This is a genomic window from Streptomyces sp. NPDC012827 (genome assembly GCF_042900905.1).
GTDB lineage: Bacteria > Actinomycetota > Actinomycetes > Streptomycetales > Streptomycetaceae > Streptomyces > Streptomyces gulbargensis.
Window position 1 is genome coordinate 386,618 of the sequence record NZ_JBIBBY010000006.1, and the last position, 14,052, is coordinate 400,669.

Here is a 14,052-nt window from a genome sequence, read left to right on the forward strand (position 1 = left end):
TCCGGCCGGTCCCGGCGGCCGGAGCGGAGGGTGACCCGGCGGTGACGGGGCGGATGGCACCGTGGGGGGCCGCGGTGGCGGGTGCGGCCGGCGGGAATCACGCGCCGTGGCGGCTCGTTGACGCGGATGACAGCACTTCCGAGCGAGCGAGAGTAGGCACGGCGATGAGCGTCGAGACCACGACCACCGAGTCGGACACCGTACGCAGGATCCTCACCGAGTCCGGGGACACCTGGGCGATCGTGGGCCTCTCCTCGAACCGCTCCCGGGCCGCCTACCAGGTGGCGGCCGTGCTCCAGCGGTTCGGGAAGCGGATCGTGCCGGTGCACCCGAAGGCGGAGACGGTCCACGGCGAGCAGGGGTACGCGTCCCTCGCGGACGTCCCGTTCCCGGTGGACGTGGTCGACGTGTTCGTCAACAGCGAGCTGGCCGGCGGCATCGCGGACGAGGCCGTGGCGGTGGGCGCGAAGGCCGTCTGGTTCCAGCTGGACGTCGTCGACGAGGAGGCGTACGCCCGGACCCGGGCGGCCGGGCTGGACATGGTGATGGACCGCTGCCCCGCCATCGAGATCCCCCGGCTGGGCTGAGGCCGTACCGTACCGGGCGGGGCGGGCGGTCGGGCGGCTGTCCGCGCGGGCCGGGCCCGGCGGTCAGGCGGCGGGGACGCCGAGGCCTTCGAGGACGACGGCGCCGGGCAGGTCCGCGAGGGCCTTGCCCGGCACGATGAGCTTGCCGCGGCGCCGGCCGCTGCCGATGAGCACCCACGGGGTGTCCACGACGGTCGCGTCCACGAGGACCGGCCAGGCCGCCGGCAGGCCGATCGGGGTGATCCCGCCGTACTCCATCCCTGACTCGCCGGTCGCGGTGTCCATCGGCGCGAAGCTGGCCTTGCGGGCGCCGAGGTGCTTGCGGGCGACGCCGTTCACGTCGACGCGGGTTGCCGACTTCACCACACAGGCGGCCAGGGTCGTGGTCTCGCCGCGCTTCCCCGCGAGGACCACGCAGTTGGCCGAGGCGTCGAGCAGTCCGGCCCCGTGGTGCTCGACGAAGACGGCGGTGTCCGCGATGTCCGGGTCGGTGTCCACGTACAGCAGCTGGTCGGCGGGGACGGTGCCCGTCCAGGCGCGGACGGCGGCCGCGACGGGCTCGGTGAGGAGCTCCAGGCACTCGGGGGCGGGCCGGGCCCGGTCGAAGTCTCCGATGGGTGCGCGCATGCGGGCACGCTAACAAGGCCCGCGGGCCGCGCGCCCGGGTGTCTCAGCGGGTGGGCGGGGCGGCCCGGCGCACCGGCGGGATGGAGACGGCCATGGTCAGGGTGGCCGGCTCGGCACCGTCGTTGCGGTACGCGTGGGGCGCGCCGGCCTCGAAGACGGCGGAGCTGCCGGCGGGGATGCGGTGTTCCTGGCCGTCCACGACGAGGGTGAGCGTCCCGGCCGTGACGTGCAGCAGCTCGGTCGTGCCCTCGGGGTGCGGGTCGGAGGCGCTGGCGTCGCCGGGCATGAGGGTCCAGGACCACAGCTCCAGGGGGCCGCGGGCCTCGGCGCCGACGAGGAGGGTGGTGCTGCTGCCGGCCGGGGTCGACCACATGCGGACGGCCTGGTCCGGCGGGACGATCCGGACCTGGGGGCCCTGCTCGTGGTCGAGGAGGGTCGTGATCGAGACGCCGAGGGCGTCGGCGAGCTTCACGGTGGTACCGACGCTGGGGTTCGTCCGGGCCTGCTCGATCTGGATGATCATGCCCCGGCTGACGCCGGCCCGGGCGGCGAGGGCGTCGAGCGTGAAGCCCCGCTCGTTGCGCCAGCGCTTCAGGTTCCGGGCGAGCGACTGCGTGAGCTGGTCGAGGTCCGACACGTTCCGTCCCATATTTTGGATGACAGAGTTCAACAGGATGAACTGCGGTGGGGTGCATCCGATCGTTCACTGCACTGTACTGCCCTGCTCCGGGCCGTACCTCCACGCGCCCGCGCCGGCCCCCGGACCCGTCCGGCGGCTACGAGGAGGCGCCGGCCGCCTGCTCGACCTCCCAGGCCGCCAGGGCGGCGAGCTGTTCGGGTGTGACGTCCGCCGGCAGCGGCACCGGGGCGGGAGTCCGCAGCGGCGGCTGCCAGCCGTTCTCGGCGTCCCAGCGGCGCACCACCTTCGCCGGGGCGCCCGCGACCACGGCATGGTCGGGGACCTCGCCGCGTACCACCGCGCCCGCCGCGACGACGACGTTCCGCCCGATCCGGGCGCCCGGCAGGATCACCGCGCCGGTGCCGAGCCAGCAGCCGGGGCCGATGGAGACGGGCTCGGAACGGGGCCACTGGCGGCCGATGGGCTCGTCGGGATCGTCGTAGCTGTGGTTGGTGGAGGTGATGTAGACGTACGGCCCGCAGTAGGTGTCCGAACCGATGGTCACGGTGGTGTCCGCGATGACGTGGCTGCCCCGGCCGAGCACGACGCCGTTCCCGAGGGTCAGTACCGTCTCCGTGCCCAGGTCGAGGCCGGGCATCATGCCCGCCGTCAGCGTGACCTGCTCGGCGATGATGCAGCACTCGCCGATCTCGATCCACCGCTCCCCGAAGACCGTGCCCTGCGGGAAGGCGAGCCGGGTGCCCGCGCCGAGGCGCCGGAACCGCAGCCGTCCCGGGTGCTCCGCCGTGACGGCCCCGGCCTGCTGCGCCCAGCGCCAGCCGCCCTGGAGCGCGTGGGCGACGACCCGGCGCCGCCAGGCGGCGAGGGAGGAGAACGTGTTTCTGTTCCTGGGCACCCGGCCACGGTAGTCCTCACCGTCGTGCCTGATCAGTGCGGTGCGCTGTGATGTCCGTCATGGGCACGGCATAGGCTGCCGCCTGGCGCGACACCCTCACGGACGATCAGGAGCGAACCATGGCAGAGGCGTTGATCAAGGCAGTGGGCGGCAGGGAACCGCGCGTCGACCCGAGCGCGTTCACCGCCCCCACCTCCGTGGTCCTGGGCGAGGTCACGCTCGGCGCCCGGGCCAGCGTCTGGTACCACGCGGTGCTGCGCGCGGACTGCGGCCCGATCGTGGTCGGCGAGGACTCCAACATCCAGGACAACTGCACCGTCCACGTCGACCCCGGCTTCCCCGTCACCATCGGCGACCGCGTGACCGTCGGCCACAACGCCACCGTCCACGGCTGCGTCATCGAGGACGACGTGCTCGTCGGCATGGGCGCGACGGTGCTCAACGGGGCGCGGATCGGCGCCGGGTCGCTGGTGGCGGCGCAGGCGCTCGTTCCCCAGGGGATGGAGGTACCGCCCGGTTCGCTGGTCGCGGGCGTTCCTGCGAAGGTCCGCCGCCCGTTGACGGAGGAGGAGCGGGCGGGCATCCGGCTCAACGCCGAGATGTACCTGGACCTGGCCAAGGGCCACGCCGAGGCGTTCGGGGGCTGAGCGGCAGGGGGCTCTCCAAGGGGCCGCGCCGGACGCGCGAGGCGCCGCCCGCGCCGTAGCCGTACGCGTACCCGTACGACTTCGTGTCCGTACGCCGCGGAGGGCGGCACCCGGTGCCGGGTGCCGCCCTCCGCGTGCCGTACGGACGCCAGTCAGTCGCCGACCGCCACCGGCTCGGGCCGCTGTTCGGGGGCGGTGGCCGACTGCTCCGCCGCCGCCTTCCTCGCCCGGTTCCTGATGATGAGCATCGAGGTCAGGCCGACGAGCACGGCGAGGACGAGGCCGAGCCAGGAGAAGCGCTTGAGCCAGGCCTCGGCGACGATGCCGACCGAGTAGATGACGGCGGTGGTGCCGCCGGCCCAGAGGATGCCGCCGAAGACGTTGGCGACGAGGAACTTCCAGTACGGCATGTGCAGGACGCCCGCGAGCGGTCCGGCGAAGATGCGCAGGAGGGCGACGAAGCGGCCGAAGAAGACCGCCCACATGCCCCACTTCTGGAAGGACCGCTCCGCGAGGCCGATGTTCGCCTCGCTGAAGTGCTTGGGGAACTTCTTCCCGAGCCAGGCGAGGAGCGGCCGGCCGCCCCTGCGGCCGATGGCGTAGCCGATCGAGTCGCCGATGATGGCGCCCGCGGTGGCGCAGCCGCCGAGCACGTACGGGTTGATGTCGCCGTGCTGCGAGGCGAGCAGCGCCGAGCTGACGAGCACGATCTCGCCCGGGAGCGGGATGCCCAGGCTCTCCAGGCCGATCACCACACCGACGAGGACGTAGACGGCGATCGGGGGGATCGTCTCCAGCCATTCCTGGACGTGCAACGCGCTTTCCTCCCGTTTCGACTGCCTGCCGCCTATCGGCGCCCGGTGACCCGCCCCCGGTGTTCTCCGGGGCGCCGCGGCACCGATCCGGCGCCGGCCGTGGTCACGGGCGGGCGCCGGCGCGCGCCGCCCGGGGCGCGCCGGGGCAGCCTACCCGGTCGGGGGAAGGGCGGCGGGCACGGTCGCGCGGCGGCGCCCTCGTCCGTCAGGTCAGCGGCGGCGTCCGCGTCCCGCCGTTCTTCACGGGGCGGCTGTGGATCTTCGAGACGCAGGCCGGGAGCGCGGCGGCGTCCCCGTGGTCGCGGGCACGGTACGCGCTGGGGCTCTCGCCGACCAGCTCGGTGAAGCGCGTGCTGAACGAACCGAGCGAGGTGCAGCCGACCGCGAAGCAGACCTCCGTCACGGACAGGTCGCCCCGGCGCAGCAGCGCCTTGGCCCGCTCGACGCGGCGCGTCATCAGGTAGCTGTACGGCGTCTCGCCGAAGGCGGCGCGGAAGCTGCGGGAGAAGTGCCCGGGCGACATGTGCGCGCCCCGCGCGAGGGCGGTGACGTCGAGCGGCTCCGCGTACGCACGGTCCATCCGGTCGCGGGCCCGGCGCAGCCGGACGAGGTCTTCCAGGTTCACGGGTCCACCTTGGCACGGCGGAGGCGGTCGGGGCACGGCTTCCGTGCCCCGACCGCCTCCTCACCCGGGTCCCCGCGTACGGACCGGACGCGCGGCGACGTCCGTCGGGATCAGCTGTTCGGCCGGAGCGTCCAGACGACCGTCATCTCGCCGGTCACGGCGCCGTCCGCGCGCGTGATCGCGATGTGGACCGGGAACTCGGGACGCTCGCCCGCGTCGAGCTCGGCGACGACCTCGGCCGCCGGGCGGCCCAGGGTGGCGGTGGCGGTGACGACGCCCATGGCGAGCTTCTTGTAGCCGATCTCGGCCTTGACGGCGAGGGGCACGGCACGCTGGAGCTGGTCGCCGAAGGCGGCGAGCACGATGGCGCCGCTCGCGGACTCGGCCAGCGTGAACATGGCTCCGGCGTGCGGGCCGCCGACGTGGTTGTGGTAGGCGGGCTGGTCCGGGAGGCGCACGACGGCGCGTTCGGCGGTGGTCTCCAGGAACTCCAGGTTGAGGGTTCCTGCCATGGGGACCGTGGCGGCGAGCATCTCGCCGACGGACATCTGGTCTGCGCTCATGGACCGCGATGTTACCCACCAGTAGGAGCCTTGGCCATCCCTTCGCGCGGTCCCCCCGCGCGGGGCGTACGGGGGCGGGCGTGGCCGGGCCGCCTCCGCACCTCTATGGTTACTGGCCATGTGGCCAGGACAGCAGCCGCCCGGGGGCGAGCAGAACCCGCAGGACCAGAGTCAGAATCCGTACCAGCAGCCGGGATACCAGCAGCCGAACCCGTATCAGCAGCCGCCGGCCCAGCCCGGCTACCCGCAGCAGCCCCAGCAGCCGGGCCCGCCCGGTTACGCGCAGCCGCCGGCCCCGCCGGGACCGCCCGCGCAGCCCGGCCCTCCGCAGGGATACCCCCAGCAGCCGGGGTACGCCCAGCCGAACCCGTACCAGCAGCCGACCGTGCCGCAGTACGCGATGCCCGGGCCGGCGCAGCCCGCCGGGCCCGGTGACGGGAAGAGGAAGCAGACCACCCTGGTCGCGATCGCCGCCGCCACCGCCGTCGTCGTGGCCGCCGGTGTGACGGGCTATCTGGTGCTCGGCGGCGAGGACGAGAAGCAGCCGGCCGCGCAGGACTCCAAGCCGCCCGCCAGCGCCACCATGGGGCCCGGCGAGGAGACGCCCAGCTCCACCCCGCCGACCGTCGACAACCCGCGTGACGGGGCCGGGCACCAGCCGACGGTCCCGGGCTGGAAGGTCGTGCACAACCCCAAGTACGGCACCCTCTTCGACGTTCCGCCGGAGTGGGAGGTCAGCAAGCCGGGTTCGATCACCTACTTCGAGGACGAGAAGAAGAACGACGGCAGCCCGCTGGTCACGATGTCGGGGCCGACCCACCTGAAGACCAAGTGGTGCGCCTACGACGTCGACAAGAACGGCACCGAGGAGACCTGGGGTCTGGCCACCGCCGGCACGAAGGGCGGGCAGGGCGCCAAGAGCACCTCCGAGGCGGCGTTCAGCGAGGCCGGCACGTGGGTGTGGGGCGGTTACGCGCAGCACATGCCGCAGAAGACCATCAAGATCACGAAGGCCGTGCCGTACACGACGGCCTCCGGGCTCAAGGGCAGCATGTCCACGGCGCTCGCGCCGGGTGTGAAGAAGCGCAACAAGTGCGAGACGGACGGCAAGTCGATCGCCTTCACCTTCAAGAACGCGAAGGGCGACTTCTCGACGTGGGTCCTCTACGGGGCCGACGGCGTGAAGGACGAGGTGCCGGACGAGACGATCAAGAAGATCCTGTCCACGGTCCGGCTCGCGCCGGAGTCCTGACCCCGTCCTCCGGCGGCGGGGCCCCGCCCGGACGGCGGCGGCCCCCCGTCCGGATATCGGTTTGGCAGGAGGGGCGGCCGCCAGGGATAGTCCCCGGGTGACCACTCCCGCCGCCTCCCCCGGCCACCCCCCGGCGCGCTCCCGGCGCCCCGCGTGGGCAGGCCGCAACTACGTGCTGCTGACCGCCGCGACCATCGCGACGAACCTCGGCGCCCACGGCGCCCTGATCGCCACCACCTGGGCCGTCTTCGACTCCGGGGGCAGCACGGGCGAGGTCGGCATGGTGGCCATGGCGCGCTTCCTGCCGCTCGTCCTCTTCCTGCTCATCGGCGGGGCGGTGGCCGACCGGTTCCCCCGGCACCGGGTGATGGTCGCCGCCAACGCCCTCAACTGCGTCTCGCAGGCCCTCTTCGCCGTCCTCGTGATCACCGGCGAGGCCCGCATCTGGCAGATGATGGTGCTCACCGCCCTCTGCGGGGCCGGGCAGGCCTTCTTCAACCCGGCGGCCGAGGGCATGCTCATGGCGAGCGTGAGCGGGGAGCAGGCCGGGCGGGCCTTCGCCGTCTACCGAATGGCCATGCACGGCGCCGGCATCGGCGGCGCGGCGCTCGGCGGCGCGCTCGTCGCCTTCGTCGGGCCCGGCTGGGTCCTCGCCGTCGACGCCCTCGCCTTCGCCGTCGCCGGCGCCCTGCGCGCCTTCCTCGACGTGAGCGGCATCCCCGAGCGGGCGCCCGGCGGCGGACTGCTCTCCGACCTCCGCGAGGGCTGGCACGAGTTCGTCGGCCGGCCCTGGCTCTGGTCGATCGTCGCCCAGTTCTCGGTCGTGGTGGCGCTGATCGGCGCCGTCGAGGCGGTGTACGGGCCGATGGTGGCGCGCGACGAACTCGGCGGCGCGCGCCCCTGGGGCATCGCGCTCGCCGCTTACGGTGTGGGAACCCTGGCGGGCGCGGTCCTGATGACCCGCTGGAAACCGCGCCGGCTGCTGTTCGTCGGCACCCTGTGCGTCTTCCCGATCGCGCTGCCCTCGGCGGCGCTCGCCGTGCCGCTGGACGCGGCGGGCCTCACCCTCGCCATGTTCGTCAGCGGGGTGGCGATCGAGGTGTTCGGCGTCTCGTGGATGACGGCGATGCACCAGGAGATCCCGGAGGAGAAGCTCTCCCGGGTCTCCGCCTACGACTGGTTCGGCTCGACCGCCCTGCTGCCGCTGTCCACGGCGCTGGCCGGACCGGCGGAGGAGGCCTTCGGCCGGCGGGAGGCCCTGTGGGGCGCGGTGGCGCTGATGACGCTGGTCACCGCGCTGGTGCTGCTCGTGCCCGACGTACGGAACCTGACGCGCCGTTCGCACACCAAGGAGGTCGCGGGCGGCGGCGCCGTACCGGTGTCAGCCGATGCCGAAGGCCCCGTCCGGGGGAACGGGTGACGGGACGGCCCCCGCGTCCGTGACCGGCGCCGCGTCGCCGGTGAACCGCTCCAGGGCGGGGCCGTGCTCCACCCGGGCGGGGAAGGCGTCGGCCGCCGTGCGCCGGGTGAGCCGGGCGGTGTCGACCGCCCGGTCGGAGGCGACGAGCACGGCGTTGCCGAAGCGGCGGCCACGGAGCACCCCCGGTTCGGCGATCAGGGCCAGCTCGGGGAAGACCCGGGCGAAGGTGGCGAGCTGCGAGCGCAGGAAGGCGAAGGGCGACCCGTCGGCCAGGTTGGCGGCGTAGACGCCGCCGGGCCGCAGGACGCGCCGGACGTGGTGCGCGTACTCGACGGAGGTGAGGTGCGCGGGGACGCGCGAGCCGCCGAAGACATCGCCCACGACGAGATCGGCGGAGGCGGCGGGCGCCGACTCCAGCCAGGCGCGGGCGTCCGCCGCGTGCACGGTGATCCCGGAGCCGGCAGGCAGCGGCAGGTGCTCGGCGACCAGGTCGAGCAGGCCCCGGTCGGCCTCCACGACGTCCTGACGGGAGCCGGGCCGGGTCACCGCCACGTACCGGGGCAGGGTCAGCCCGCCGCCGCCCAGATGCAGGACGTCGAGCGGCGCGCCCTCACCGGCCAGGGTGTCCACGACGTGGCCGAGCCGGCGGGCGTACTCGAACTCCAGGTGCCCGGGGGCGTCGAGGTCGACGTACGACTGGGGCGCGCCGTCGACCGTCAGGAGCCAGGCCCGCTCCCGGTCCACGTCGGGCATGAGGCGCGCGGTGCCCTGGTCGACCTCGCGGATGACGGGGATCTGCTCGTTCACCGTCCCATTGTGCCGCCGGGCACCGCACGGGCCGTCAGCCGGCCCAGAGGGCGGCGATCCGCCCGGCGTGGCCCCGGCCCGGGCGGCGCGTCGGGGCCGTGGGCGGGCGGGGTGGCCTCACGGGACGTCCGGCCGGACGACGGCCTCCAGGCCCCGCCGGCGCAGGCGGGCCGCCAGTACCTCCATCTCCACGTACGTCCCGACGAGTCCGCCGCCCATGAGGCGCTCGGCCGTCAGCCGGGCGCCGGCGAGGGTGAGCTCGCTCCCCTCACGCAGGGCCAGGAGCACGCGCACGCGCCGCGGCGCGCCGTCGGGGACGAGGCGGAGGCGCTCGGCACCGTGCGCACGCAGCAGCGCCTGCCGGATGTCCTCCGGGGACTTGGACCCGGCCCCCTGCTCGCACCACCCGTCCCCGCAGTCCGCGCAGCCCGCCTCGACACCCCAGCGGAGCGGACCACGGTCGAAGAACTGGCCGATGTCACGGACGAGCGTGCCGCCGCAGGCGGCGCACACGCCGGTGAGACGCGTCCCCTGCCTGATCACTCCCGGCCCTCCCCCGGCAGCGGCGGCAGGTTCCTCCGCGCCTCGCGGACCGAGAGCGGGGAGAGGCGGGAGCCGTGGGCGTCGAGGAAGGCACGGACTTCGGCCGGGGCCGTCTTCGCGTACTCGCGCAGGCTCCAGCCGATCGCCTTGCGGAGGAAGAAGTCGGTGTCGGCGGCCCGGCGCAGGCAGTGGGCGAAGAGGCGGTCGGCGTCGGTGGCGTCCTTGAAGCGGAGCTGGTGGAGGAGGGCGGTACGGGCGACCCACAGGTCGTCGTCCTCGATCCACCGGTCCATCTCGCCCGCCGACGCGGGATCGGCAGCGACGAGGGCGCCGACGACGTGGGCGGCCAGGTGGTCGACCGTGTCCCACCAGGAGTCGGTGGTGACGAGCCGGCGCGCGACCGGCAGGAAGGCCGGGGAGCAGCGGCGGACGTGGCGGCGGAGGTAGTCGACGGCGAAGTAGTGGTACTCGCGCTCCGGCAGGGCGAAGCAGCGCAGCGCGACGGCGGCGCAGTCGTTCTCGCCGGGCGGCGGGGTGCCGTCGAGGACGGTGCGGGACAGGGCGCGGCGCTCGGGGGTCCGGATGCCGAGGAAGGGCACGACGCCCCTCATGTACGCGACCATCTCCTGCGCCCGGAAGGGGTCGCCGGCCGCCGGGTAGACGGTGGTGAGCCGGTCCAGGAGTGTGTCGGCGAGCGCGCTGTCCGGGGCGCCGGGAACCGCCTGCCCCGGACCGGCGGCGGTCGGTGGGCGGGTCATCGTGGGCCCCTCTCGGCGCGGGTGTGCTCCGGGCTTCGGGCCCGGTCGGACATGACGCACGTTACGGCGATCATACGGGCGTGTCCGTTACGCTCCCCGGATGCTCGCTCCCGCCCCCCGGCCGCCGGGCTCCCTCGCCGTCCGCTGCTCCCGCGTCCTCCTCTCGCCCCGGTCCCGGCTCTCGCTGCTGGCGCTGATGCTGCTCGGCGCGGCGACCCTGGTGGTGCTGTACGAGCCGCAGCGGCTGCTGGCCTCGGGGCCGCCGCCGCAGGCCACCGGTGCGGGCGCGGTTCTCCTCTTCGCCCTCGCGTACGGGGCGTGCACGGCGGCCTTCGTCCCGCGTCCGGTGCTGAACCTGGCCGCCGGGGCCCTGTTCGGCTCGGCCGCCGGGCTGACGGCGGCCGTGGCGGGGACGGTCCTCGGCGCGGGCCTCTCCTTCACGCTCGGCCGGGTCCTGGGACAGGGCGCGCTGCGGCCGCTGCTGCGGGGCCGGCTGCTGACGGCGGCGGACGGCCAGTTGAGCCGGCACGGATTCCGGTCGATGCTGGCGATCCGTCTCTTCCCCGGGGTGCCGTTCGCCGCCGCCAACTACGCCGCGGCGGTCTCCCGGATGGGGTACGTGCCGTTCCTGCTGGCGACGGCGCTCGGCACGGTGCCGAACACGGCGGCCTACGTGGTGGCCGGCGCGCAGGCCGGCTCGCCGGACTCGCCCGCCTTCCTCGTCTCCGCCGGGTTCATCGGCCTGTCGGGCCTGGCCGCGGCGGTCGTCGCCTGGCGCAAGCGGCACCATCTGGGCGCCGGTCTCCGCCGCGGCCTGCGCCGACGCGGCGCCGCCCCGGCGGCCCCGGACCTGCCGGCCGTCTCCGTACCGCCGGCACCGCTCGCGGGTACGGGTGCGCGGACGCGAGGGTAGAAGGCGGGGGGGCGCCCCTGCCGCGCGATCGGCGCGCCCCTCACGGGCGCGCACCGGCCCGCGCCGGTGAGCGGGTCGACGGTTGAACGTGCCCAGGCGCGCGGCGGGGCCCCTACTGCCGCGCCCGGCCGCGGGGGCCCGAGTACGGCGTCGTACCGGGGGCGCTCCCCCGGGCCCCGGTTCCGCGGCGCCGGCCCGCGTCCGTCCCGGCCCGTTCCCCGCGTCAGAGCGCCTCGACGATCATCGCGTTGGCGAGGCCGCCCGCCTCGCACATGGTCTGGAGGCCGTAGCGGGCGCCCCGCGCCCGCAGGGCGTGGACGAGGGTGGTGGTGAGACGGGTACCGCTGGCGCCGAGAGGGTGGCCGAGGGCGATGGCGCCGCCGTGGACGTTCACCTTGGCGAGGTCGGCCCCGGTCTCCCGCTGCCAGGCGAGGACGACGCTCGCGAAGGCTTCGTTGACCTCGAAGAGGTCGATGTCGTCGAGGGTGAGTCCGGCGCGCCGCAGGACCTTCTCGGTGGCGGGGACGACGCCGGTGAGCATGAGGAGCGGGTCGGAGCCGGTGACGGCGAAGCTGTGGAGGCGGGCGAGGGGGCGCAGGCCCAGGGCGCGGGCCGTGTCGGCCTCCATGACGAGGACGGCGGAGGCGCCGTCGTTGACGGGGCTGCTGTTGCCGGCGGTGACGCTCCAGTCGATCGCGGGAAAACGCGCGGCGAAACCGGGGTCCTCGAAGGCGGGGCGGAGCTTCGCGAGGACCTCCGGGGTGGTGGCGGGCCGGACGGACTCGTCGCGGCGGACGTCCTCGTACGGGACGACCTCGCCGTCGAAGAGGCCGGCCTCCCAGGCCCGCGCCGCCTTGGCGTGGGAGCCGGCGGCGAAGTCGTCCATGGCCTCGCGGCCGAGGGACCACCGGGTGGCGATGAGTTCGGCGCTGATGCCCTGCGGGACGAGTCCTTCGGGGTAGCGCTCGGCGACCCCGGGCCCGAAGGGGTCGGCGCCCGGCGGCACGTTGGACCACATGGGGACCCGGCTCATCGACTCGACGCCGCAGGCGACGGCGATGTCGTACGCGCCGGAGAGCACGCCCTGCGCAGCGAAGTGGACGGCCTGCTGGGAGGAGCCGCACTGCCGGTCGACGGTGGTGGCGGGCACGGACTCGGGGAGTCCGGCTCCGAGCCAGGCGTAGCGGGTGGTGTTCATGGCCTGTTCGCCGACCTGGTCGACGGTGCCGCCGATGACGTCGTCGACGAGGGCGGGATCGAGCCCGGTGCGGTCCATGAGGGCGCGCAGCGTGTGCGAGAGCAGGGCGACGGGGTGGACGTGGGAGAGGGCACCTCCCGGCTTGCCCTTCCCGATGGGGGTCCGGACGGCTTCGACGACGACGGCGTCACGCATGGGGCGCTCCTGACTCGGAGAGACTGAGTTGGAAAACTGGATGTAGACGCACCGGTAACATATCCCGGCGCGTTGGATTTTCAAACCCTCAGCGGGACACCCCCTACGCTGGGGCCATGAAGGCCGCCCCTCGCCCCTGCTCGATCGCCGACACCCTCGCGCTCGTCGGCGAGAAGTACGCCCTGCTCGTCCTGCGCGAGGTCTCGCTCGGCGTCCGCCGCTTCGACCGGATCGCCCGCAACACCGGCGCCCCGCGCGACATCCTGACGGCCCGCCTCAAGCGGCTCGTCGAGGCCGGGATCCTGGAGAAGGTGCCGTACAGCGACCGCCCGCCGCGCTTCGAGTACCGGGCAACGGCGGCCGGCGAGGAGCTCCAGCCGGTCCTGGTCACCCTCATGGCCTGGGGTGACCGCCACCTCAACGCCGACGACCGCCCGGTGGTCCTCGAACACGACTGCGGCGAGGTCCTCAGTCCCCGTCTCGTCTGCGCGCACTGCGGCGGGGAGGCCGACCGCGACAGCCTGCGCCACCACGTCCGGGCGCCCGGCTGGACGACGGCGGGACCGGTGGAGCCCGACGCGTCCTGATCACCGGGGCGTTCACCTCGGGACGGTACGCTGCGCTCGACCTTCTGACCGCACACGTACATACGGGACGGCCCTAGCCCCATGAGTTGGTTCGAATCGTTCATCCTCGGACTCGTCCAGGGGCTGACGGAGTTCCTTCCCATCTCCTCCAGCGCGCACCTCCGCCTGACGGCGGCCTTCGCGGGCTGGCACGACCCGGGCGCGGCCTTCACGGCGATCACCCAGATCGGTACGGAGACCGCGGTCCTGATCTACTTCCGCAAGGACATCGCGCGGATCGTCTCGGCCTGGTTCCGCTCGCTCACCGACAAGGCGATGCGCTCCGACCACGACGCCCAGATGGGCTGGCTGGTCATCGTCGGTTCGATCCCGATCGGCGTCCTCGGCATCACGCTCAAGGACCAGATCGAGGGCCCCTTCCGCGACCTGCGGCTGATCGCCACGACCCTCATCGTCATGGGCGTCGTCCTCGGCGTCGCGGACCGGCTCGCCGCCCGCGACGAGGCCGGCGGCCGGCACCGGGCCATCCGTGAGCGCAAGACGCTCAAGGACCTCGGGGTGCGGGACGGACTGATCTACGGCGTCTGCCAGGCGATGGCCCTGATCCCGGGCGTGTCCCGGTCCGGCGCCACGATCTCCGGCGGCCTGCTGATGGGCTACACCCGCGAGGCCGCGGCCCGTTACTCCTTCCTCCTCGCGATCCCCGCGGTGCTCGCCTCGGGTGCGTACGAGCTGAAGGACGCGGGCGAGGGGCACGTCTCCTGGGGACCGACGATCTTCGCCACGGTCGTCGCCTTCGTGGTCGGCTACGCGGTGATCGCCTGGTTCATGAAGTTCATCACCACGAAGTCCTTCATGCCGTTCGTGATCTACCGGATCCTGCTCGGCATCCTGCTGTTCGTCCTGGTCGGCATGGGAGTCCTGAGCCCGCACGCGGGCGAGTCCGCCGGCTGACGGGAGTCCGGCCGCGCGGGGCGCGG

The 14,052-nt window shown here is 74.1% G+C and carries 17 protein-coding genes; 7 read left to right on the forward strand and 10 right to left on the reverse strand.

The window, feature by feature from the left end:
* The first annotated feature begins 164 nt into the window (after window positions 1-164).
* On the forward strand, window positions 165-587 hold the full coding sequence (locus tag ACFY60_RS16365; protein ID WP_345286420.1) for a CoA-binding protein: 423 nt from the start codon (window positions 165-167) through the stop codon (window positions 585-587).
* Between the two features lie 63 nt (window positions 588-650).
* Here ACFY60_RS16365 and ACFY60_RS16370 read toward each other — a convergent pair whose 3' ends face one another.
* From ACFY60_RS16370 to ACFY60_RS16380, 3 genes are all read right to left on the reverse strand, one after another.
* Entirely contained in the window at window positions 651-1,214 is a 564-nt protein-coding gene (locus ACFY60_RS16370; RefSeq protein WP_388614518.1) for a YbaK/EbsC family protein, read from the reverse strand.
* A gap of 43 nt (window positions 1,215-1,257) precedes the next feature.
* A complete protein-coding gene (locus ACFY60_RS16375; protein ID WP_388614736.1) occupies window positions 1,258-1,851 on the reverse strand; it encodes a helix-turn-helix domain-containing protein in 594 nt (197 codons plus the stop codon).
* 139 nt (window positions 1,852-1,990) lie between these two features.
* The gene (locus tag ACFY60_RS16380) at window positions 1,991-2,749 is read right to left on the reverse strand and encodes an acyltransferase (protein ID WP_352058486.1); all 759 of its coding nucleotides are present in this window, start codon (window positions 2,747-2,749) and stop codon (window positions 1,991-1,993) included.
* 119 nt (window positions 2,750-2,868) lie between these two features.
* Here ACFY60_RS16380 and ACFY60_RS16385 point away from each other — a divergent pair, with 119 nt between their 5' ends.
* A complete protein-coding gene (locus ACFY60_RS16385; RefSeq protein WP_388614521.1) occupies window positions 2,869-3,396 on the forward strand; it encodes a gamma carbonic anhydrase family protein in 528 nt (175 codons plus the stop codon).
* A gap of 152 nt (window positions 3,397-3,548) precedes the next feature.
* Here the strand turns inward: ACFY60_RS16385 and ACFY60_RS16390 are convergent, their stop codons facing one another.
* The 3 genes from ACFY60_RS16390 to ACFY60_RS16400 form a co-directional block, all read right to left on the reverse strand.
* Window positions 3,549-4,211: a DedA family protein gene (locus ACFY60_RS16390; protein ID WP_309053021.1), complete on the reverse strand. Its 663-nt coding sequence runs from the start codon at window positions 4,209-4,211 to the stop codon at window positions 3,549-3,551.
* Between the two features lie 205 nt (window positions 4,212-4,416).
* Window positions 4,417-4,836: a helix-turn-helix transcriptional regulator gene (locus ACFY60_RS16395; RefSeq protein WP_388614524.1), complete on the reverse strand. Its 420-nt coding sequence runs from the start codon at window positions 4,834-4,836 to the stop codon at window positions 4,417-4,419.
* A gap of 110 nt (window positions 4,837-4,946) precedes the next feature.
* The gene (locus tag ACFY60_RS16400; protein ID WP_309053023.1) at window positions 4,947-5,399 is read right to left on the reverse strand and encodes a DUF4442 domain-containing protein; all 453 of its coding nucleotides are present in this window, start codon (window positions 5,397-5,399) and stop codon (window positions 4,947-4,949) included.
* Between the two features lie 118 nt (window positions 5,400-5,517).
* Between ACFY60_RS16400 and ACFY60_RS16405 the strand changes: the two genes are divergently transcribed.
* Together ACFY60_RS16405 and ACFY60_RS16410 are read left to right on the forward strand one after the other, a co-directional pair.
* Window positions 5,518-6,651: a hypothetical protein gene (locus tag ACFY60_RS16405; RefSeq protein WP_388614527.1), complete on the forward strand. Its 1,134-nt coding sequence runs from the start codon at window positions 5,518-5,520 to the stop codon at window positions 6,649-6,651.
* Between the two features lie 97 nt (window positions 6,652-6,748).
* Window positions 6,749-8,071, forward strand: a complete 1,323-nt coding sequence (locus ACFY60_RS16410) for an MFS transporter (RefSeq protein WP_388614530.1) — start codon at window positions 6,749-6,751, stop codon at window positions 8,069-8,071.
* Here ACFY60_RS16410 and ACFY60_RS16415 read toward each other — a convergent pair.
* The 3 genes from ACFY60_RS16415 to ACFY60_RS16425 all read right to left on the reverse strand — a co-directional run bounded on the left by ACFY60_RS16415 (window position 8,033) and on the right by ACFY60_RS16425 (window position 10,179).
* A complete protein-coding gene (locus ACFY60_RS16415; RefSeq protein ID WP_388614533.1) occupies window positions 8,033-8,878 on the reverse strand; it encodes a spermidine synthase in 846 nt (281 codons plus the stop codon). The genes ACFY60_RS16410 and ACFY60_RS16415 overlap by 39 nt on opposite strands.
* A gap of 117 nt (window positions 8,879-8,995) precedes the next feature.
* Entirely contained in the window at window positions 8,996-9,421 is a 426-nt protein-coding gene (locus ACFY60_RS16420; RefSeq protein ID WP_388614536.1) for a hypothetical protein, read from the reverse strand.
* Window positions 9,418-10,179: a DNA alkylation repair protein gene (locus ACFY60_RS16425; RefSeq protein WP_388614539.1), complete on the reverse strand. Its 762-nt coding sequence runs from the start codon at window positions 10,177-10,179 to the stop codon at window positions 9,418-9,420. The genes ACFY60_RS16420 and ACFY60_RS16425 overlap by 4 nt, the downstream gene beginning before the upstream one ends.
* A gap of 100 nt (window positions 10,180-10,279) precedes the next feature.
* On the opposite strand from ACFY60_RS16425, the gene ACFY60_RS16430 reads away from it, so the two are divergent.
* Window positions 10,280-11,092, forward strand: coding sequence for a TVP38/TMEM64 family protein (locus ACFY60_RS16430; protein ID WP_388614542.1), 813 nt, complete (start codon window positions 10,280-10,282; stop codon window positions 11,090-11,092).
* A 223-nt stretch (window positions 11,093-11,315) separates the two neighbouring features.
* Here the strand turns inward: ACFY60_RS16430 and ACFY60_RS16435 are convergent, their stop codons facing one another.
* Window positions 11,316-12,485, reverse strand: a complete 1,170-nt coding sequence (locus ACFY60_RS16435) for a thiolase family protein (protein WP_388614545.1) — start codon at window positions 12,483-12,485, stop codon at window positions 11,316-11,318.
* Between the two features lie 116 nt (window positions 12,486-12,601).
* Here ACFY60_RS16435 and ACFY60_RS16440 point away from each other — a divergent pair, with 116 nt between their 5' ends.
* Both ACFY60_RS16440 and ACFY60_RS16445 read left to right on the forward strand, forming a co-directional pair.
* On the forward strand, window positions 12,602-13,072 hold the full coding sequence (locus tag ACFY60_RS16440; RefSeq protein ID WP_388614548.1) for a winged helix-turn-helix transcriptional regulator: 471 nt from the start codon (window positions 12,602-12,604) through the stop codon (window positions 13,070-13,072).
* Window positions 13,073-13,153: 81 nt separating this feature from the next.
* Window positions 13,154-14,026, forward strand: a complete 873-nt coding sequence (locus tag ACFY60_RS16445; protein WP_345286450.1) for an undecaprenyl-diphosphate phosphatase — start codon at window positions 13,154-13,156, stop codon at window positions 14,024-14,026.
* Window positions 14,027-14,052: the final 26 nt, after the last annotated feature.

Bases quoted from the DNA above. Each gene is read 5' to 3' on its own strand.
- ACFY60_RS16370 (WP_388614518.1), bottom strand. From the start codon at position 1,214: ATGCGCGCACCCATCGGAGACTTCGACCGGGCCCGGCCCGCCCCCGAG.
- ACFY60_RS16430 (WP_388614542.1), top strand. From the start codon at position 10,280: ATGCTCGCTCCCGCCCCCCGGCCGCCGGGCTCCCTCGCCGTCCGCTGC.
- ACFY60_RS16425 (WP_388614539.1), bottom strand. From the start codon at position 10,179: ATGACCCGCCCACCGACCGCCGCCGGTCCGGGGCAGGCGGTTCCCGGC.
- ACFY60_RS16440 (WP_388614548.1), top strand. From the start codon at position 12,602: ATGAAGGCCGCCCCTCGCCCCTGCTCGATCGCCGACACCCTCGCGCTC.
- ACFY60_RS16445 (WP_345286450.1), top strand. From the start codon at position 13,154: ATGAGTTGGTTCGAATCGTTCATCCTCGGACTCGTCCAGGGGCTGACG.
- ACFY60_RS16435 (WP_388614545.1), bottom strand. From the start codon at position 12,485: ATGCGTGACGCCGTCGTCGTCGAAGCCGTCCGGACCCCCATCGGGAAG.
- ACFY60_RS16405 (WP_388614527.1), top strand. From the start codon at position 5,518: ATGTGGCCAGGACAGCAGCCGCCCGGGGGCGAGCAGAACCCGCAGGAC.
- ACFY60_RS16385 (WP_388614521.1), top strand. From the start codon at position 2,869: ATGGCAGAGGCGTTGATCAAGGCAGTGGGCGGCAGGGAACCGCGCGTC.
- ACFY60_RS16365 (WP_345286420.1), top strand. From the start codon at position 165: ATGAGCGTCGAGACCACGACCACCGAGTCGGACACCGTACGCAGGATC.
- ACFY60_RS16400 (WP_309053023.1), bottom strand. From the start codon at position 5,399: ATGAGCGCAGACCAGATGTCCGTCGGCGAGATGCTCGCCGCCACGGTC.